Here is a 20,374-nt window from a genome sequence, read left to right as displayed (position 1 = left end):
GTGACCATCAATGGTAAAGACTACAACACGACAGTGATTACCCGTACTGATGGCAAGTTGGGCTTCAGCGTCAATGTAGCTGGTAACGAACTGGCTGCTGACTCAGACAAGACTATCGATGCAAAAGTGACTGTGACTGACAACGCTGGTAACACAGCGAGCCAGTCTACTCAGTTGACATATAGCCTTGATTTGACTCCACCAGTGGCCACTATTGCCCTGGATGCTAACTTCGGCGGTGACGGTATTATCAATATCGCTGAATCTCAGCCAGGGGTGAATCAACCGGTGACAGGTACTGTCGGTGGTGAAGCCAAACTGGGTGATCCAGTGGTGGTGACCATCAACGGTAAAGATTACAACACGACAGTGATTACCCGCACTGATGGTAAGTTAGGCTTTGTCGTTAGTGTGCCTGGTTCCGAGTTGGTGGCTGATTCTGACAAAACTATCGATGCTAAAGTTTCGACCACAGACACCGCTGGTAACGTAGGTACTGCAACCACACAATTGAGCTATGTTGTGGACATTGTTGCGCCAAATAAACCAACTATCGATAACATCTACGATGACTTTGGTGCAGTGAAGGGCAACGTGGCAAATGGCGGTGTGGCTGATGATGCAACGCCAACATTAACCGGTAAAGCAGAGGCGGGTAGTACTGTCACTATCTATGATGGTGCGACTAAAGTAGGTACAGCTGTTGCTGATAAAGACGGCAAGTGGACATTTACGCCAACGACTGACATTACCAAGGGTTTGCACAACTACACTGTGACTGCCACTGACAATGCAGGCAACATCAGTGTGCCTAGCGACAATTATGCATACACCCTCAATCAGTCACCAGTCTTTGTGACCTTGGATGCGTCTGCTTCAGTGTCTGAAGATGGTCTGCCAAACGGTTTGCTGGACTCTGGTCCTTCTAATGTGATCGCTAGCGGTTCTATGGGCATTTCTGATCCAAATGGCGACTTGAAGAGCGTAACCCTGACAGAGCCAACAACGACCTATACCTCAGGTGGTACGACTATCACCTGGTCAGGTAGCAATACTGGCACGTTGATTGGTTCTGCCAATGGCAAAGAAGTGATTCGTGTCACGATTGATAGCAAAGGTGACTATGCGGTGCAGTTGTCAGGCCCGATTGATCATCCAGTGGCTGGTCAAGAAGATACCTTGGCAATCAAGTTTGGTGTGAACGCCAACGATGCCGACAGTACGACTAAAGGCTCTATTACCGTCAACGTTTCAGATGATGCGCCAACAGCAACTAACCAAACGGTGACGGCAACTAATTCTGCCAACACCAACCTTATGATTACGCTGGATATTTCTGGCAGTATGACCACCACTGATGGTGTGAATAATCAGACCCGTTTGGCCAGTGCTATTCAGTCAATTAAGAACTTGCTGGATAAATATGACGACATGGGTGACGTGAAAGTCTCACTGGTGGTGTTTGCTGGTTTGGATCAAACCAGACAGTTAGGCAGCACCTGGTTGACTGTTGCTGAAGCCAAGGCATACCTGAACAACCTGTCAGCCAATGGTAATACCAACTATGACTCTGCCTTGAACACGGCCATGAATGCGTTCGAGACATCCGGTAAGCTGGATAATGCACAAAACGTGTCTTACTTCTTTACCGATGGTCAACCTAACCGTGGCGTGGGGGGTACGGGTAGCTTAACTGGTACAGAGTCCAGAAATAGCGATTCAGACGCGGGCATTCAGCAAGCTGAAGAAGCTAAATGGATTACATTCCTGAATAACAATCACATTAAGTCTTATTCTATTGGTATCGGTTCTGGCGTTACTTCAAACACTGAATTGAACCCGATCGCTTATGATGGCCAAACAGGGACCAATACAGATGGCGTTCGCGTGACGTCCTTTAATCAGCTGGACTCAGTTCTGAATGAGACTGTGAGCAGCCCAATTACCGGTAGCTTGACCTCTGGTGGTGGCTTTGGTGCAGATGGCGGTTATGTGAAGTCAATTGCAGTGGATGGCTCTACTTATACCTTCAACTCATCAACCGGTGCTATCACTGTGACAGGTACTAATAACAGTACTTATGACTCCAGCAGTCATAAACTGATTATTACCACAGCACAAGGCACTTTGTTGGTCGATATGGATGACGGGTCCTTCTCATTCACACCGAAAAACACCAGTGTTTCTGGCACCAGCTCGTTTAATTACACATTAAGCGACAATGATGGTGATACAAGCTCTGCAACATTGACTGTGAATGTGGCTAAACAGGTAACCTCTATCCCACAAGTGGCGCCAGAAGTCAGCAATGGTATGGGTGCCGCTGGCTTGTTGACCTTGCCAGGCTTGTTGAATGTCGACTTGCTCAACTTCTCAAGCCGTCAGGCATTCACGGCAAGTGATGTGAATAACAACATCAGTTCTGTGACGATTGCCTATAACACCTTTATTGGTGTGACATTAGGCACGGCCTATTTGACTTATTCACAAGCCGTTGCGAATGAGTTGGGCCTGAATGTGAGCTACACGCAAAGCAGTGGTTTCCTCGGCTTGATCGGTGCTAATGGCAAAATGGTGATCACTGCTGCTGATGGTGGCACAGTGGATAACCTTGCGCTCAATGAGTTCTTGTCAACGGTTAAAACCAATGAGCAAGCCGTTGATTTGAGCCTGTTCCAGAACTTCAAGATCACCGCCGTCGACAGCACTGGCTTGCAGGACAGCGAATCAGCCTCTAACCTGATCAATATTGATTTGTTGAACAGCAACAAGGGTACGCCAATTATTGGCGGCGATAGCGCTGACAATACAGTGAATGGTACGTCTGGCAATGACATTATCTACGGCTACGCAGGTAACGATACCTTGAATGGTGGCGCTGGTAATGACATCCTGCGTGGTGGTGCTGGTAACGATAAGTTGAATGGCGGCGATGGCAACGACATCCTGATCGGTGGTAAAGGTAACGATACCCTGACTGGTGGCGCTGGCGTAGACGTATTCAAGTGGGATCGTGGTGATGATGGTGTGGCCGGTACGCCAGCACGTGACACTATTACCGATTTCAACAAGAGCTCTGTCAGCCAGGGTGGCGATATCCTGGATGTGCGTGACTTGCTGCAAGGTGAGAACGCGGGCAACTTGGTGAACTACCTGCACTTTGAGAAATCCGGCAGCGATACCATTATCCATATCAGTTCTAATGGTGGTTTCGCAACGGATGCGCACAACGTGTCCGGTAGCTTCAGCAGCGGTAACACGACCCAGCAGATTGTGCTGAGTGGTGTGGACCTGACCACAGGTCAGACCTCTGATGCAGCGATTATCTCCAACTTGCTGTCACAGCAAAAACTGATTACTGATTAATTTATCGGTGTCTGTAAAAAAGCGACCTTCGGGTCGCTTTTTTATTTTCTAGCAGTGGTTAAGCAAAATGCTCACTGGCGTCAGTTTCATATTCCTTGGACCTGATTGACTCGCATATCGTAATAAGAAGCGAAAAAACATTTGTTAACACATTTATGTTTTTAAGTTTAATATTGGTAAAATAAGTTAACTAATGTTTTGTTTTGGTTATCTTATATGCATTTGGCAGGCCTGGTTTTCAGCGTTAAAAAGTGGGTTTATTGTGTACGTACCATCCAGATTGTTATTGGTGTATTACTATTGCTTGCCAGTGGCTATGTCGAGGCCATGTATTCCTTTCCGGCTGCACCAAGTGCGCCAATGCCGCCAGGATGTAGTGGCAGTGCAGGTGTATATACCTGTACTGGATTCATTAATATTCAAGATCAGGTACAGTTTCTTGATATTGGGAATGTTTCAATTACCGTCAATGGTGCTTTGAATATAGGCGCTTATCGCATAGGCAGTGCATCGCAGTCAGCTAATGTTACGTTTTACAGTAATGGTACGGTCACATTGAACACTACAACCCTATACGCAACGATCAATGCAGGCATCAATGCGGTGACGGTATATGGCGCCTCATATATTCGTGGCAATCTGCTGATTTCAAATGGCTCAATCAATGCCGCTGGCACGATACAAGGGGATGTAATCAGTAGTGGTTTTGGCGCTATCTTTATGGCACAAGATGCCGTGGTCAATGGCAATATTGCTGGCAGAACCGGCCCGGTCACACTCTCGCGGGCGGTTGCAGTCAATGGCATGCTGAGCACGACGACAGGCAGCATCAACCTCACAGGCTTTAACACGATTACAAATGGGGTGAGTTGTGCTGGTTGTTATATGTTTGTGAATGGCCAGAGCAACGCATTATCAGGCAATGTCAGTGTCGGTAGCCTAGATGGTGGCTCATCACAAAATAGCACGTATTACGGCGCTATTAATGTACAGGCGGGCTACCTCACATTAGGCAATGGCACGACCGTGCAAGGCGATGTGAGTGTCACCGCCACCGGCTTAATGCATGCGAGTATGACCATTTACCAGACCGTTGTTCAAGGCAGTGTTAATGTACGCTCTGATATTGATTCGGGTGTGTCTTTATATAGCGGCTCTACCATTAATGGCAGCGTGCAGGTGACGAATACCAATGCGCTGACAGCTTCAGTCAATAACAATGTGTATATTGATAGCCAATCAGTGATTAACAATTCGGTCACCGTGACCGGCGGTATTGATAACTATGGCAAGATTACTGGCTGCGCAAAAAGTAGTGCCAATAATATCTGGGCAATCAAGATGGAGTTTAACTCAAACACGGGCGGGATTTGCTGTGCCAATAATGGCACATGCTCCCAAAGTTCTTGTGTGTTTAACCCATTCAACTATGTTGTGCGCAAATGTACTACGCCAGCCGCTAAATTTAACTGTATTGATCCCTCTGTGGCGAATCCGAATGCAGCCAATGGCCATTTGTTCACACAGGTAGCAAACAGTGCGTTTAGTGCCGACGTGGTTGCCCTTGCGGCAGATAACAGTGTGAATACCGATTTCGTGGCTGTAGGGGAGGCCAGTAAAACGGTTGAAGTGAAATGGATTGATTGTGGTGACCCTGCAGTATTGATTAATCAAACCTGTGGCGGGACCCGGACAACGCTCTTGACGCAGAATGTCACTTTCAGCAGTAGTAACCTAGGGCGTAAGGGTGTTTCTACAACAATTACAAATGCTTATAAAAATCTGCGTTGCCAGGTGACAGACGCCAATGCTACCCAGCAGGTTTCGCTGTCTATGGATAACTTTGCCGTGCGGCCTGCTAGTTTTAACAGTATGAGCTCAGGCAATGCCAATGCAGATGCTGCCAATGGTAGCAGCACCAGCAACAGCCCGGTGATTAAAGCAGGCATTGGCAGGTTTGAGATGACCATTGCTACTGGCTTATCTAACTATAACGGCACGGCCAAAATTGATAATAATCTGATTGCCGCGCATCCCGGTGCACTGCGCACTGGCGCATTGTCTGGTACATTTGGCCAGGCGAGCAATGGCGCGAGTACCGGCGCTGACTTTATTTATGATGAAGTTGGATATTTTAAATTTAATGCACTGGGGATTTATGATGATACGTTTACCCAGGTTGATGCAACCTCAGATTGCACACCGGGCTTTGTTGCCAGCAATAATAAACAAGCCTGTGCTTTTGGCTATGCGCCGAGTACCAATGTCTATATGGGGCGCTTTGTGCCCGATCACCTCCAGCTAACCCTGCTTAACTCAACCAGCAATGCTTGCGGTACTTTTTCATATTTTGGCCAGGACAGCAGTACACTGCCAGCCATCACCACGACATTTACGTTGACAGCACAAAATGCAGGCAACGCCACTACCCGGAATTTTACGGGGACGTTTTCTGCTATTTTTGATCTGCTCAACGTCGATAATTATCATTTTTCACTCTCGCCTCAGGTGGGGGCGACGCTGGGGTTGAGTGCGGCTCCTTCGTCATTGAGTGGTAGCTGGGGTGCAGGCGTTGCTAACGTCACCGCCAAACAATCTATCAGTCGACCTCCTGCAGCTGTTACGCCGCAGAGCATGAGTGTCTATGCACAGCCGCAATATTCAGAGGCGGGCGTGCTGGTCTCTTCGACACCAACGCTGCTGGCCTCGAATCTGGCTTATCGTTACGGTAAATTGACGCTGCATAATGCGCATGGCTCTGAACTTTTGCCCTTGCCCGTGCAGTTGGAAGCACAATACTGGAACGGCACAGCTTACGTGAGAAACCAGGCAGACAGCTGTACGCTCATCCCATCTTTAAGTGTGGTGCTTAAAAATTACAAAGGCAATTTAACGGCCTGTGAAACTACCTTGTCGACCAGTGCAAGCATGAGTCGTGGGTTGCTAAACCTGAGGCTCGGTGCGCCTGGGGTTGCGCAAAATGGTATCCCGAATACGGGGAGTGTGGATGTGGAGGTCAATCTGGGGGCTGCGGCAAACGCAGACCGGACTTGCATTACGCCATTAGAAGTGCCTGCGATAAGTGGTGTGTTACTCTGGTTCGGGGCCGTAGATCCTGTTGCGCGGGCAACATTCGGCATTTATAAAACACCTATCGTCTATATGCGCGAAAGTTTTTAAGCGCGGGTTGTGTACGCAGCCAATTGACTGCGTACACGTCGTGTTTAAACCATCAGCATATCCACAAACTGATTGACGGAAGTCGCTTCCAGTTTGGCCTGGTCCTGGCATAAGGCCAGAATCTCAGCTTGTTTGCCTGCATCAAAACGGCGTGCCAGATTGACCTTGAATTTTTTCACCAGCTCCGGGATGCCTTCACCACGGCGGCGGCGGTGGCCAATCGGGTATTCCACGGCGATATTGCTGGATTGGGTCCCATCTTTAAAGAAAATCTGGATCGCGTTGGCAATGGAGCGTTTTTCCGGGTCAAGGTAGTCACGTGTGTATTCTGACTTCTCTACACAAGTCATTTTGTCACGCAGGGCATCAATGCGTGGGTCGGCAGCAGCCTCATCTTCGTAGTCCAGCGCCGTCAAACTGCCTTTGAGCAAGCCTACGGCAGCCATATATTGAATACAGTGGTCGCGGTCAGCAGGGTTATTCATGGGGCCGGTTTTGTCGATAATGCGAATGGCCGACTCATGGGTGGTGATGACGATCTTGTCGATATTGGCAATATCGTCCAGTGATTGCAGGCGATTGCCGACTTCCTTGTTCAGCTGGAATGCAGATTCCACCGCGGTTTGCGCATGAAACTCGGCCGGGAAAGAGATTTTGAACAATACTTGCTCCATGACATAGCTGCCATAAGGGCGCTGGAACTTGAAGGCATTGCCTTTAAATAGCACATCATAAAAGCCCCAGGTTTTTGCCGTTAAAGCGCTTGGATAGCCCATTTCACCTTGCAATGTCATCCAGGCCAGGCGTACCGCGCGTGAGGTGGCATCGCCTGCTGCCCAGGACTTACGGGAACCGGTATTCGGACTATGGCGGTAGGTGCGCAAGCTTTGACCGTCTACAAAGGCGTTAGACACGGCATTGATGATGTCCTGCTTATTGCCGCCCAGTAATTTAGTGACCACTGCTGTCGAGGCAATCTTGACCAGAATCACGTGATCCAGGCCCACACGGTTAAAACTGTTTTCTAATGCCAGTACGCCCTGAATTTCATGCGCCTTGATCATCGCAGTCAGCACATCCTTCATGGTCAACGGCGCCTTGCCTTCAGCCACGTGTTTGCGTGACATATAGTCGGCAGAAGCCAGGATGCCGCCCAGGTTGTCAGAAGGGTGGCCCCATTCTGCTGCCAGCCAGGTGTCATTAAAATCCAGCCAGCGGATCATGGCGCCGATGTTAAACGCCGCCAGGATAGGGTCTAACTGGTAAGAGGTGCCAGGTACTTTGGCGCCATTCGGTACGATAGTCCCGGCAATGACTGGCCCCAGCAGTTTGGTACAGGCGGGGTAATCCAGCGCTTCGAAACCACAGCCCAAGGTATCCATCAGGCAGTTACGGGCGGTGTCATAAGCTTCGCTGGAGTTGATTTCAAAATCTGCCACGTAGTTGGCAATATCCACAATCACCTGGTCCGGGTCAGGGCGAACGTTAGAAATATGGGCTGACATGTTTGTTACCTTTATCAATAGGTTAAAAAGTAATTACTGTTTTCTTCAAAACTCATTCACGGCTGAATTTAGGCGTACCTCGCTCTTGATGTTTGCCATTGCAAAGCATGGAGTAACGAGCAGGGTGTGTTTAAATTCAGTAGATTAGCGCTGAGTGATTGGCACAAACGCTCTGTTATCCGGGCCGTTGTATTCCGCATTCGGACGAATAATTTTGTTATCGATCCGTTGCTCAATCGCATGAGCCACCCAGCCGGTGGTGCGTGAAATCACAAAGATCGGTGTGAACATGCCGGTCGGGATGCCCATCATGTGATAGCTGGAGGCACTGTACCAATCAAGGTTGGGGAACATTTTTTTCTCGTTCCACATGATTTCCTCAATGCGGGCCGAGATATCAAATAGCTGCATATTGCCGGCATCTTCACACAGCGATTGACTGACAGCTTTAATCGATTCATTACGCGGGTCGGCAATCGTGTATACCGGATGGCCAAAACCAATAATGATCTCTTTGCGCGCCATCCTGGCTTTGATATCCGCTTCAGCGTCATCCGGCGTCTGGTAGCGTTCGATAATCTCCATTGCCGCTTCATTGGCACCACCATGTTTGGGACCGCGCAGGGCACCAATCGCGCCGGTGATGCAGGAGTACAGGTCGGACAAGGTACCCGCGATCACGCGTGAGGTAAAGGTTGAGGCGTTGAACTCGTGTTCTGCATACAATACCAGTGAGGTATTCATGGCCTTGATATGCAACTCAGACGGCTTTTTGCCATGCAGGATATGCAGGAAGTGGGCGGCAATCGAATCGTCATCGGTTTCTACATCGATGCGTACGCCACGGTGGCTAAAGTGATACCAGTAAATGAGGATAGAACCGAAACAGGCAATCAGGCGGTCACCTAATGCCTGTGCGCCAGCGGTATTGCGGTCAACGGCCTCCGGTTCTAGTGTCCCCAACATTGAACAACCCGTGCGCATCACATCCATGGGATGCGCATTGGCAGGAATCTGTTCCAGTACGGCTTTAAGTGCACTGGGCAGGTCGCGTAGCTTTTTGAGCTTTTGGTGATAAGCGGTGAGTTGCGGTTGGGTGGGCAACTCGCCGTATATCAGCAAATAAGCGACTTCTTCGAATGTGGCATGTTTAGCCAGCTCGATGATATCGTAACCACGGTAATGCAAGTCATTACCGCTGTGGCCCACGGTACAAATAGCCGTGGTGCCCGCAGCCACACCCGCCAGTGCCACGCCTTTTTTGCGTTTGGGGGCTTCAGTCGCTGCAATAGTTGGATCAGTGGTGGTGTTCATAACTAACCTCCTTGTTTCTGGTCGCGTGTGTTGATTATTTATACAGCGCGTCTAGTTTTTGTTCAAAAGCGTGATAACCCAGGTGCTCATACAGGTCGGCACGCGTTTGCATCAGGTCCAATACATTCTTTTGTGTGCCATCCTGGCGCACGCCTTGATACACTTTAAGCGCGGCCTGATTCATGGCGCGGAAGGCTGATAAGGGATACAGCACCATGCCTACGCCAGCAGTGGCCAGTTCGCTTACGCTAAACAACGGTGTAGAGCCGAATTCGGTGATGTTTGCCAGTACGGGCACTTTCACTGCATCAACAAACTGCTGGTACATGCCCAGCTCTGTCATGGCCTCCGGAAAAATCATGTCGGCGCCAGCTTCAACACAGGCGCAGGCGCGATCTATGGCCGACTGCAGGCCTTCTACAGCTAAAGCATCGGTGCGCGCCATAACGACAAAGTCATCATCTGGTTTGGCATCCACTGCGGCTTTGACGCGGTCTACCATTTCATCCAGGCTGACAATCGCTTTATTGGGGCGATGGCCGCAGCGTTTGGCACTGACCTGGTCTTCAATATGCACCGCGGCCGCACCTGCTTTGGCGACACTTTTAATCGTACGTGCAATATTGAATGCGCCACCAAAACCGGTATCGATATCGACCAGCAAGGGTGTATCTACTGCATCGGTAATGCGGCGCACATCGACCAGTACGTCTTCGAGGCCAGAAATACCAAGGTCAGGCAGGCCTAAAGAACCTGCTGCCACGCCACCACCGGACAAGTAAATGGCTTTAAACCCGGATTGTGTGGCCAGCATGGCGTGATAGGCATTGATGGCACCGATGATCTGTAATGGTTTTTCAGCGGCCAAGGCTGCGCGGAAACGACCGCCTGGCGTGTTGGATTGCGTCATATTTGTTTCCTGTTGATCGGCGGTTAAAAGAAAGCGTGTTCAGCGTCTTCCGGCATGGTGACGCCAGTTTGCTTGGCTTTTTGCAATACTTCCCAGAAGTAACGATAAGTGGCGCGGTCATGCAGCTCACCTGCGTACTGAATCGGGCCCCAATCGGCTGCTTGCGCTGCCAGCAAGATATTGGCGGCATCCGTCACTTCGTCATAGTTCGGTTTCATGGCGTCGACAATGGCTTGAATCTGGGTCGGGTAGATGCTCCACATGCGCATAAAGCCAAACTCATTGCGTGCGCGTGAGGCGTCGTTATAAGTCACTTCAACGTTTTTCAGGTCTAGGGTGACATTGTGCGCAGGCACCACACCATTGGCCAGTGCGGCTGAGACCACTTCAGTTTTGGCGCGTGCCAGCAAGCGGTGATCAAACTGGCCAGGGCTGCGCATGGCTGTTGCCGGGATGGCTCCGTGATGCGCACTGACAAAATCCATGAGGCCAAAGTCCAGCACTTGCAACCAGGGTAGTTGTGCAATCTCGTGCACTTGTCTTAATGCACCGTGGGTTTCAATCAGGATATGCACCGGGATTTCCCGGCGAATGCCATGTTGTTTGGCCACTTGCTGGATATAGGCGATCATTTCGCGCGCTTGTGCGATATCGGTACATTTGGGGATGGTGATATAGCTCAACACTTCACCCGCGCCACCGACCAGGATGTCGATGTCTTGTTTCCAGTGCGGATGCGTGTAGTCGTGAATACGTGCCCCGGCCATTTTGTATTTGTTGGCTTCGGAATTCAGTATGCGGACGATCATTTGTGCATGTGCTTGTTCCTGGCCACTGGCTGCGCCATCTTCGCAATCACAGGTGATATCAAATACCGGGCCTGCAGCATTAGGCGTAGCCGGGTCTTGGAGTGACAAGGCTTTCAGGATCAACTTTTCGCTACCGGCAAAATGTTCACACGCCGGAATGACCGGGAACGGTTTTTCACCGCCAAAAAGTGCCTGATTTGGATGAACAGCCATGTTTAGTTTCCTTTGCGTGGAATGAGAACGGTATAGTCGAGATCGAGCACCACGTGCGGGTGGTAGCCCTGCGTGGTTTTGATGTTTTCCAGGGTCGCTGGCGGCATATTTTTGACGCCGACCATGCGTAAGCGTAATGCGCCTAACTCAGGATGGGGCAGGGCCCATTTATCCAGTACCTTGGTCAGGCAATAAATGGTATCGCCGGAATAACTTGGATTGGCATGGGTGCCACCGTTAATGGCCAGAATGGCAATGGCATTTTCCAGGCCTTCATAACTGAGGGCACGACAGGCCGAGATCACCACGCCGCCATATACCAGGCATTGGCCCTGTGGTGTGCTTTTCATCAGGTGCGCATCAAAGTGCAGGCGCGCATTGTTCTGGTATAAGTGCGTGGCCATGGTATGGTCACTTTCATTGATGGTCAGGCCAGAAGGGTGGCGCATGCATTCACCCACTTCGTAATCGTCCCACCAGTATTGACCAGCTGTGGCAGTGCCCAGGCTGTTATTTAGCTTGAAGTGGGCTGGCACAGCTAATGATTCAGGGCTGACAAACTCTGGTAGCTCAGGGATAACAGTGTCAGGCGCTGGCGCCTCCTGGTTTTTCTTGTGCACCATCACCCAGCGTACCCAGCTCAGTACCGGTTGTTGTTGCTGGTTGAGGGTGGTTGAACGTACCCAGACCACGCCACTTTTGCCATTGGAGTTTTGTTTCAGGCCAATGACCTCGCTTGAGGTCGTCAGCGTGTCGCCCACATATACCGGTTGTATAAACCGTACATCTGCGTAGCCGAGGTTGGCGACGGCATTGACTGAAATATCGGGGACCGTCTTGCCAAAGGCAATATGAAATGCCAGCAGGTCATCAACCGGCATCTGCGGGTAACCTAGCGATTGCGCTAGCGGCGTGCTGCAATGTAAGGGGTTGCGTGCGCCTGTTAGCGCAATATACAGCGCCGTGTCACCTGTCGTGATGGTGCGCGGCGTGGCGTGCTGGATGGTCTCACCCAGTACAAAATGTTCGAAAAAACGTCCGGTGTTGATTTTTGTGCTCATTTTCAACTCCTTTATATAAACTCTTCTTCCAGCTCGGCAATGGCCTCTGCCAGTTGAATCAAGCGTTGTGCGGCTTTGATATGGTGGTGTTCGACCAGTTTGTCATTCACCACCACCGTGCCGCGCCCACCCTCGTTAGCTTCCTTAAGGGCTTTGATAATCAGCCGTGCATGCTCAACTTCTGCGCGCTGTGGCGTGTAGGCGTCGTTGCAGTAAGCAATTTGTGCCGGATGTACCAGCGATTTACCATCCATACCGATGTCTCGGCCTATACGACAGGCGTATTCAAACGAATGCATGTTCTTGAAATCTGACGTAATACCATCAATCACACCTTTGCCGTAAGCGCGTGCGGCCAGCACCACCAATGATAATGAGGTCAAGATGGCTGAACGTTCGTGCGTCACACGTGCGTGCAGTTGCGAAATCAGGTCTGAGGTTGCCATCACCATACAGATCACACGGTCAGAGGCCGCAGCGATTTCCTTGGCGTTTAATACTGCCAGCGGACTTTCAATCATGACCATCATGGGTACATTTTTGCCGCCAGCTTCATCTAATAACTGCTGCGCCTGCAATACATCTTCACGCGACTCAATATTGGGGAACAGGATGGCATCGGCACCAATATTGGCCACTGCTTTAATGTCGTCATGGCCCCAGATGGAGTGCAAGTCATTGACGCGTACAACCACTTCTCTTTTGCCGTAGCCACCTTCTTTGACTGCATTGACCACATTGTGGCGAGACTGGATTTTGGCGTCGACCAGAATAGGGTCACCCAGGTCAAGAATGACAGAGTCTGCCGCAAGCGTGCGTGCACGTTCCAGATAATGCTGATTGCAGCCGGGAACATATAGCATCGAGCGTCTGGGTCTGAGTGCATATGACATGGGGTTTCCTTTGTTGCGGCAAGAAATTGGATTCATTATTCATGAATAAAAAAACTGTGTCAACAAATATCTTATGTCTTATATAAGATATAAAATAGTGGACAATAAAAACACCCTGTGATATAAATTAAAAAACTTATTTCAGGTGCAATTAAATGGTGCCAATCATGAACGGAGTCGAATCTATGGATAAGCAGTTAGGGTCGCCAAGTTACAGGCCGCTGTATGACCAGATCAAAGTGCTGATTACGCAAAGTCTGATCGGAGGGGAGTGGCGTCCTGGAGATATGATTCCGAGTGAAATTGATCTCGCTCAGCGTTATAAGGTCAGTCAGGGCACGGTGCGCAAGGCGATTGATAGCCTGGCCACGGAGAATATCCTGATTCGCCGTCAAGGCAAGGGCACCTTTGTAGCAACGCATAACCAGGATGATGTCAGATTGCGCTTTTTGCGTTTAACGGCAGAAAGTGGGCAGAAAGAGCAGTTGCAAAACGAGTTTCTTTCCTGTGTAAAAAGCAAGGCCAGTGTACATATCGGTAAGGTGCTGGAAATCAAAGCAGGTGCGACCACCATAGACGTCAAGCGCCTGCTGACTTTTTCAGGGCGGCCATTGATTTATGACCATATTATTGTGCCTGCAGCACCTTTTAAAGGTTTGAACCGCGCCAAGGTGGAAGAAAGCAATGGCTCAATGTATAGCATGTATGAGTCGCAGTTTGGCGTGCGCATGATCCGCGCCGAAGAACGCATTAAAGCCGTGGCTGCCGATGCAGAGGTGGCTAAAGCGCTGGGCTTGAAGGAAGGTTACCCTCTGCTGAGTATAGAGCGCGTGTCGTTTACTTATGGCGATAAGCCCATGGAGTGGCGCCTGGGTTTGTGTCTGACTGACGATCACCACTACATGAGCGAATTGGAATAGGGCGACTTTTGAAAACGCATTTTCGCGTTGTTGGACTTCGCTTGCCGTACTGATTGTACTGTCTGCGCTCGTCCGCCTAGCCAAAATACATTTTGAAAAGTCTTGGTCGATGCAAAGACTGTCGCAATAAAGAAAGAGGTTAATGAATGGACGATTTAAAGCAACGCGCGCTGGATTACCACCAGTTTCCCAAGCCAGGGAAGCTGAGCGTGGAGTCGTCCAAGCCTTGTGCGACACAGCAGGATTTATCGCTGGCTTATACGCCGGGCGTGGCCGAGCCAGTGCGTGAAATCGAGGCAGATCCGGCCAATGCCTATAAGTATACGAATAAGGGTAATCTGGTGGCAGTGATTACCGATGGCACTGCGGTGCTGGGTTTAGGCAATGTGGGGGCGCTGGCAGGCAAGCCAGTGATGGAGGGCAAGGGTGTGTTGTTCAAGCGCTTTGCGGATATTGACGTGTTTGATATTGAAGTCAATGCCGCGACGCCGGACGAGTTTATCCAGACTGTGGTGAATATTGCGCCGACGTTTGGCGGCATCAATCTCGAAGATATTGCTGCGCCGCACTGTTTTTATATTGAAAATGAGTTAAAGAAACGCCTGGATATCCCGGTGTTTCATGACGATCAGCATGGCACGGCTGTGATTGTGGCGGCCGCTTTGTTGAATGCGCTTGATCTCCAAGGCAAAACGTTGCCCCGCGCCAAAATTGTGTTTTTAGGCGCGGGTGCAGCGGGTTGTTCCTGTGCCAAGCTGCTCAAGTTAATGGGCGCCACCAACATCACCATGGTCGATCGCAAAGGGGTGCTCGATCACAGTCGTGATGATTTACATGACAACAACCGCGAACTGGCCATCGCAGCAGGCGGCGTTCAAACGCTGGCGGATGCCATGCTAGGCGCCGATGTGTTTATTGGCGTCTCGGCAAAAAATGGATTGCCGGCCGAACTGGTGAGCCGTATGGCGGCCAAGCCGGTGATTTTTGCCCTGGCCAATCCTGACCCTGAAATTTTACCCAGCCAGGTATTTGCCTTGCGCGATGACGTGATTATGGCCACCGGCCGCAGTGATTTCCCTAACCAGGTCAATAATGCCTTGTGTTTTCCTTATCTGTTCCGCGGCGCACTGGATGCCCAGGCAAAACAGATTACCGAGCAGATGAAAGTTGCCGCAGCACAGGCACTTAGCCAATTGGCGCGCGAGCCCGTGCCTGCGCAGGTGCTAGAGGCGTACCAGTTACAGTCATTATCGTTTGGCAAAGACTACATTATCCCTAAACCATTTGATCCACGTTTGATGGAATACGTGGCTGGCGCCGTTGCGCGTGCGGCCAATGCAGGCGAGTAAGAGTTATTTAGCATGATTGTAAAGAAGCAAAAAAAACAGCGGCCCAAGAATCTGGATTTATTCACGATCCGCCTGCCGGTGAATGCCGTGGTGTCGATTCTGCACCGCGCCAGCGGGGTGGTGCTGTTTCTGATTCAGCCGCTGTTGTTATGGGCCTTGTATTTGTCCTTGTCCAGTGCGCAGGGCTACGCCACTGTGGCTAAGCAACTCGCGCAATGGCCGGTGAAGTTGTTGATTACTGCCTTGGCCTGTGCTTTCTTCCACCATTTTTATGCGGGCATCCGCCACCTGGCCATGGATGTGCACTGGATGACGACGTTACAAAAAGCACGCTTCTCCAGCCGCGTGGTGTTGTGGCTGGTCGCCGTCACCATGGTGTTTGTGATCTGGGCGATTTGGGTGAGAGGCTAGCATGTTGTTTGAGTTACTGACGGCCAAATACCCTGGCATGCGACGCTGGCTGACACAGCGCTTGTGTGCGCTGTCGATGGCGGTGGTGTTGCTGTTGTTGTGGTTACGTGTGATGTGGTTATCACCACAGAATTTTAGTGAGTGGCAAGCCTTGTTTGCGCCACTGTGGTGGCGCCTGCTCACGCTATGGTTTTTTGCCTGCATGCTGTTACATGCCTGGTTAGGGGTGCGTGATGTATTGCGTGATTATGTGCCGCATTTGGGCATCCGCAACGTGTTGCAATGGCTGGTGAATATTGCGGTATTTGGCAATGCGCTGGCAGTGATATGGATTTTATTTGGAATGGATTTTTAAGGTGAGTGGCATGACCAATACAGCCAATACGACCGGTGCAAGCAAACTTCAGCATCATCAGGTAGATGCCGTCATCATTGGCGGTGGCGGTGCAGGCCTGCGCGCAGCGCTGCAACTGGCCGAGTCCGGCGCCGATGTGGCCGTATTGTCCAAGGTGTTTCCAACCCGCTCACACACCGTGGCGGCGCAAGGTGGTATTGCGGCAGCCCTGGGCAATGTGTCTGACGATAACTGGTTGTGGCATATGTATGACACCATCAAGGGCTCTGATTATCTTGGCGACCAGGATGCGATTGAGTTTATGTGCCGCAATGCAGCCAAAGCCATTATTGAGCTGGAGCACTTTGGCATGCCGTTTGACCGTCTGGAAAACGGTCGTATCTTCCAGCGCCCATTTGGTGGCATGACCCGCAACTTTGGCGAAAAACCGATTTCACGCACCTGTGCTGTGGCTGACCGTACTGGCCATGCCATGTTGCACACGCTGTATCAGCGCAACGTGCAAGCCAATACCCAATTTCTGATCGAATGGTTTGCATTGGACCTGATTCGCGATAGCGACGGCGATGTGCTGGGCGTGATCGCGCTGGAAATTGAAACTGGCGATATTCATGTCATTCACGCCAAAGCCACGATGTTGGCGACAGGTGGCGGTGGCCGTATTTTCCAGGCCAGCACCAATGCTTATATCAATACTGGTGATGGCCTGGGCATGGCCGCACGCGCCAGTTTGCCTTTGCAGGATATGGAGTTCTGGCAATTTCACCCGACCGGTGTATTGAATGCCGGGGTGCTGATTACTGAAGGCGTGCGTGGTGAGGGCGGTTACCTGGTCAATAGTGAGGGCGAGCGCTTTATGGAGCGTTATGCGCCCAGTGCCAAAGACTTGGCCAGCCGCGACGTAGTGTCGCGCGCCATGGCGACTGAAATTAAAGAAGGCCGCGGCATCGGCAAACATAAAGATGCGGTGTTCCTGAAGCTGGATCATTTAGGCGAAGACATTATCAGCAAGCGTTTGCCTGGCATCCGCGAAATCGCCAAAACCTTTGCTGGCGTTGACCCGACGAATGACCCTATCCCGGTGGTGCCGACAGCGCATTACATGATGGGCGGCATTCCAACCAACCTCGATGGCCAGGTGGTGGTACACGATGGCCAGTCTGAACGCGTGGTCAATGGTTTGTATGCAGTGGGGGAGTGCGCCTGTGTGTCGGTGCATGGGGCCAATCGTTTGGGCTCGAACTCTTTGCTGGACTTGGTGGTGTTTGGCAAAGCCGCGGGCGACAAAATGGCAGCCGATATCGCCGCCAGCAAAGCGCATAAATCCTTACCTGCCAATGTTGCGGATGCCACGCTGGCACGCGTGAACCGCCTGGAAAGTCAGAGTAGCGGTGAAAAAGTGGCCGAGGTTGGACTGGCTATGCGCCAAACCATGCAAAAACACTGTGGTGTGTTCCGCTTTCCCGAGTTACTTGAAGAGGGCGTCAGTGCGATTCAGCAAGTTGCCCAGCAAGCACAGCACTTAAGAATTACCGACAAAAGCAAAGTCTTTAATACCGCGCGCGTCGAAGCGTTGGAATTGGATAACCTGATGCAGGTGGCATTGGCCACCATGCAAGCGGCGCATGCTCGCCAGGAAAGCCGCGGCGCGCATGCGCGTGAAGATTATCCTGAGCGTGATGACACGCACTGGCTCAGCCATTCACTATATTTTGCCCATGAGCAAAAGCTGGCCTACAAGCCCGTGCGCCTGCAACCATTGACGGTTGAACCATTTGAGTTGAAGAAAAGGGTGTATTGATATGCGTTTCTCTATCTACCGCTTTAACCCGGACGTAGACAAAAAGCCCTATATGCAGGATTACGACGTCACGCTGGAAGACAGTGACCAGATGCTGCTGGATGCCTTGATGCGCATTAAAGAGCTGGACGAGTCGCTCAGCATGCGTAAGTCCTGTCGTGAAGGCGTCTGTGGCAGTGATGCCATGAATATCAACGGTAAAAATGGCCTGGCCTGCATTACCAAACTCAGTGAGTTGCAAGAGCCTGTGGTGTTACGCCCTATGCCTGGCCTGCCAGTGATCCGTGACCTGGTTGTCGACATGACGCAGTTTTTTGACAACTATCACTCAGTGATGCCTTACCTGCAAAACCATGACACGCCGCCAGACACCGAACGTCTGCAAAGTCCGGAAGACCGTGCCAAGCTGGATGGTTTGTATGAGTGTATTTTGTGTGGCGCCTGTACCACCTCCTGTCCGAGCTTTTGGTGGAATCCGGACAAGTTTGTCGGCCCTGCAGGGCTGATGCAGGCCTATCGCTTTATTGCCGACAGCCGTGATCAGGAACAGGATGCACGACTGGAAAACCTGGAAGATCCATATCGTTTGTATCGCTGCCATAACATCATGAACTGTACGGATGTGTGCCCGAAAAAACTCAATCCGAATGCGGCGATTGCGGCAATTAAAGATCTCAAGATTGAAAAGGCCAAAGCGCATAACGAAGCCAAGTCTGGCAAAAATGGGCCTGGCAAGAAGATCTTTGGTATCAAGGTGTTATAGGAGCGACGTATGTTGAATGCTGAGATTTTACGGGAAGCAGAGCAGCGACGCCTGGCCTGGCGTTGCCGCCGAGGCATGCTGGAGCTCGATATTGTGTTACAGCGTTTTGTCAGCGAACACTTTAGTGGGCTGACCCTGGCTGAAATGGAACAATTGGATGCCTTGCTCGAGCTACCGGACAACGTGTTCTGGGATTTGATCCAGGGCCTGAATCCGCAACCTGCGGCAACACAGGCCGCTGCCATCCTTGAAAAATTAAGAGCAAGCCGTCCCACGGCAGAACAGGAAACCGCATGAGTCAGCATATGGGAGAAGAGCCAATTGCACTGGATGCCAGCGCATTGGGGGATTACTGGCCGGGTATACAGCTGTATTACCCGCCGGTGAAATATGCGCCCAGCCTGGGCATTTATGAAGATATGGAGCAGGCGGCTAATCGCATGGTCAAGCATGCGCATTTCACCAATGCCCATACGCTGATTTTTGACCTGGAAGACGGCTGTCGACAAAAAGAAATGAGCCGCACTTTGCTGCGCCAGGAGTTACCCAAGCTGCGCAAGGTGAATGAACGCGTGACGATTGCCATTCGTGCCAATTCTTTCCGTACCGACGAGTACGAAGAGGATATGAAACTGGTGCGCGACATGGGCGAGTATATCGACGTTGTCATGCTGGCCAAGGCTGGAGAGTCTTACGGCGCGGCTGAGGTACGTGATCTGTCCAGCTTTTTGCTCAGTATCAATCCGCATATCACCATACAGCCGATTATCGAGCACCCGAAATCGCTCAAAATCGCACCGGAATTGATGCAATACGATACCGTGAAACACGTGGTGTTTGGGATTCATGACTTTTCCAAAGCGCTGGGCATACACATCACGCCCGAGCACTGGATTGAAGAGTTGTTTTACTTTATCAATCAATTGATTTTTGAAGCCAGGATCGCCGGTAAAGGCGTCATCGGCGGTGTGGAAACTCTGATTGGCAGCAACATCATGCCGGACAAGTTTGTTGAGCCACACGATGTGCGCCGCTGGCTGGATTTGCATGGCGATAACGAGTCGCGTGTGGTCTATAAACATGCCTGCCAGGAAGCTGCCATGGGCCTGACCGGCAAGCAGGTGATACATCCTGGTCATATCCATTTGTGTAAAACCGCTTATACACCGTCGCCGACTGAAATTAACCAGAAAGTGGCGATTTTAAAAGCGGCGATTGAAGCCGATGCCTTGCTCGGTGGTGCGATCAAGTTCGATGGTGAAATGCTGGATCCGCCCATGTTTGGTAAAGCCTTGCAGACCTTGCTGCGTGCGCATGCCTTGCGTGCACTGAAAGTCAGCGATATGGAATTTGCATTGCATGTATTGCAGTTGATGCCAGCACAAGTAGTGCGACAAAACTGGCCCTACGGCATCCTGTTATAGATCAATGGCTGCGCGGGCGAATCACGGCGTTGCGCGGTACTCGAAATCCTCATGTACTTTAAGTACATTCCGGTTTCTGTGTTCCGTGCGCCTTGTGCTT

16 protein-coding genes are annotated in these 20,374 nt (G+C 50.9%); 10 read left to right on the top strand and 6 right to left on the bottom strand.

What is annotated here, in order from left to right; translation table 11 throughout:
- The coding region (locus ACIDE9_RS11255; protein ID WP_411994869.1) for an Ig-like domain-containing protein at window positions 1-3,366 on the top strand (3,366 nt) is incomplete at its 5' end.
- Between the two features lie 216 nt (window positions 3,367-3,582).
- Window positions 3,583-6,546 carry a DUF6701 domain-containing protein gene (locus tag ACIDE9_RS11250; RefSeq protein ID WP_411994868.1) on the top strand — a complete coding sequence of 988 codons (2,964 nt, stop codon included), beginning with the start codon at window positions 3,583-3,585 and terminating at the stop codon, window positions 6,544-6,546.
- Between the two features lie 44 nt (window positions 6,547-6,590).
- On the opposite strand, the gene ACIDE9_RS11245 is transcribed toward ACIDE9_RS11250, so the two are convergent.
- From ACIDE9_RS11245 to ACIDE9_RS11220, 6 genes are all read right to left on the bottom strand, one after another.
- Window positions 6,591-8,051, bottom strand: a complete 1,461-nt coding sequence (locus ACIDE9_RS11245) for a bifunctional 2-methylcitrate dehydratase/aconitate hydratase (RefSeq protein WP_411994866.1) — start codon at window positions 8,049-8,051, stop codon at window positions 6,591-6,593.
- 144 nt (window positions 8,052-8,195) lie between these two features.
- Window positions 8,196-9,365: a 2-methylcitrate synthase gene (prpC, locus tag ACIDE9_RS11240; RefSeq protein ID WP_411994865.1), complete on the bottom strand. Its 1,170-nt coding sequence runs from the start codon at window positions 9,363-9,365 to the stop codon at window positions 8,196-8,198.
- A gap of 34 nt (window positions 9,366-9,399) precedes the next feature.
- Window positions 9,400-10,275, bottom strand: a complete 876-nt coding sequence (prpB, locus tag ACIDE9_RS11235) for a methylisocitrate lyase (protein ID WP_292780795.1) — start codon at window positions 10,273-10,275, stop codon at window positions 9,400-9,402.
- A 23-nt stretch (window positions 10,276-10,298) separates the two neighbouring features.
- Window positions 10,299-11,297, bottom strand: a complete 999-nt coding sequence (locus ACIDE9_RS11230; RefSeq protein ID WP_411994863.1) for an HpcH/HpaI aldolase/citrate lyase family protein — start codon at window positions 11,295-11,297, stop codon at window positions 10,299-10,301.
- 2 nt (window positions 11,298-11,299) lie between these two features.
- A complete protein-coding gene (locus tag ACIDE9_RS11225) occupies window positions 11,300-12,358 on the bottom strand; it encodes a MaoC family dehydratase (RefSeq protein ID WP_411994861.1) in 1,059 nt (352 codons plus the stop codon).
- 11 nt (window positions 12,359-12,369) lie between these two features.
- Window positions 12,370-13,251: an HpcH/HpaI aldolase/citrate lyase family protein gene (locus ACIDE9_RS11220; protein WP_194754260.1), complete on the bottom strand. Its 882-nt coding sequence runs from the start codon at window positions 13,249-13,251 to the stop codon at window positions 12,370-12,372.
- Between the two features lie 185 nt (window positions 13,252-13,436).
- Here ACIDE9_RS11220 and ACIDE9_RS11215 point away from each other — a divergent pair, with 185 nt between their 5' ends.
- The 8 genes from ACIDE9_RS11215 to ACIDE9_RS11180 all read left to right on the top strand — a co-directional run bounded on the left by ACIDE9_RS11215 (window position 13,437) and on the right by ACIDE9_RS11180 (window position 20,274).
- Complete coding sequence (locus tag ACIDE9_RS11215) at window positions 13,437-14,171, top strand: GntR family transcriptional regulator (protein WP_194742225.1); 735 nt, start codon at window positions 13,437-13,439, stop codon at window positions 14,169-14,171.
- A gap of 146 nt (window positions 14,172-14,317) precedes the next feature.
- Window positions 14,318-15,520 (top strand): malic enzyme-like NAD(P)-binding protein, encoded by a 1,203-nt coding sequence (locus ACIDE9_RS11210; RefSeq protein WP_411994859.1) that lies wholly within the window; start codon window positions 14,318-14,320, stop codon window positions 15,518-15,520.
- 12 nt (window positions 15,521-15,532) lie between these two features.
- Window positions 15,533-15,931, top strand: coding sequence for a succinate dehydrogenase, cytochrome b556 subunit (gene sdhC / locus ACIDE9_RS11205; RefSeq protein WP_411994858.1), 399 nt, complete (start codon window positions 15,533-15,535; stop codon window positions 15,929-15,931).
- A gap of 1 nt (window position 15,932) precedes the next feature.
- On the top strand, window positions 15,933-16,286 hold the full coding sequence (gene sdhD, locus ACIDE9_RS11200; protein WP_194754263.1) for a succinate dehydrogenase, hydrophobic membrane anchor protein: 354 nt from the start codon (window positions 15,933-15,935) through the stop codon (window positions 16,284-16,286).
- A gap of 10 nt (window positions 16,287-16,296) precedes the next feature.
- Window positions 16,297-18,087 (top strand): succinate dehydrogenase flavoprotein subunit, encoded by a 1,791-nt coding sequence (gene sdhA, locus ACIDE9_RS11195; protein WP_411994856.1) that lies wholly within the window; start codon window positions 16,297-16,299, stop codon window positions 18,085-18,087.
- 1 nt (window position 18,088) lies between these two features.
- Window positions 18,089-18,850, top strand: a complete 762-nt coding sequence (locus tag ACIDE9_RS11190) for a succinate dehydrogenase iron-sulfur subunit (RefSeq protein WP_194754265.1) — start codon at window positions 18,089-18,091, stop codon at window positions 18,848-18,850.
- A gap of 9 nt (window positions 18,851-18,859) precedes the next feature.
- Complete coding sequence (locus tag ACIDE9_RS11185; protein WP_194754266.1) at window positions 18,860-19,147, top strand: succinate dehydrogenase assembly factor 2; 288 nt, start codon at window positions 18,860-18,862, stop codon at window positions 19,145-19,147.
- Window positions 19,144-20,274, top strand: a complete 1,131-nt coding sequence (locus tag ACIDE9_RS11180; protein WP_194742162.1) for an HpcH/HpaI aldolase/citrate lyase family protein — start codon at window positions 19,144-19,146, stop codon at window positions 20,272-20,274. The genes ACIDE9_RS11185 and ACIDE9_RS11180 overlap by 4 nt, the downstream gene beginning before the upstream one ends.
- Window positions 20,275-20,374 lie beyond the last annotated feature (100 nt).

Origin of the sequence: Methylophilus sp. 'Pure River' (assembly GCF_046765995.1) — a bacterium.
In the GTDB taxonomy this organism is placed as follows: Bacteria; Pseudomonadota; Gammaproteobacteria; order Burkholderiales; family Methylophilaceae; genus Methylophilus.
This window is presented reverse-complemented; position numbering and strand designations above follow the sequence as displayed.